Annotated in this window: 1 pseudogene; it reads left to right on the top strand. The window is 52.9% G+C overall.

Features of this window, described 5'->3' with window-relative positions:
• Nucleotides 1–306: pseudogene (locus tag DWV57_RS14875) on the top strand (hypothetical protein); the annotation flags it as partial.

Here is a 306-nt window from a genome sequence, read left to right as displayed (position 1 = left end):
CAAAGAACGGCAGGAAGCCTATGCAGCCCGTGTCAAGTACGATGCGGCTCTCCATGACCTTTCTTCCGTTGATGCCGACTTGGAGCAGATTCAAAATAGGTTGGCACGGCTGTCCGATTGCGAAAGGCAGTATCAAGCTGCTCTTTCCGAAAAAATCAAAAGCATCAAAGCATCTGCCCACCCTGCCGCACAGCAGGTTGCGGAAAGCGAAAGCCGTATTGCCGCGCTGAAAGTCCAAAAACGGGAGCTGCTGGAAGCTATCAACGCCGGAAAGACCGCCCTGCATACGGTCAATGAAGTTCTGGA

This window comes from Faecalibacterium sp. AF10-46 (assembly GCF_003604105.1).
GTDB lineage: Bacteria > Bacillota > Clostridia > Oscillospirales > Ruminococcaceae > Faecalibacterium > Faecalibacterium taiwanense.
Note: the sequence above shows the minus strand (reverse complement) of the source record. Positions and strands in the feature narration are given on the sequence as shown.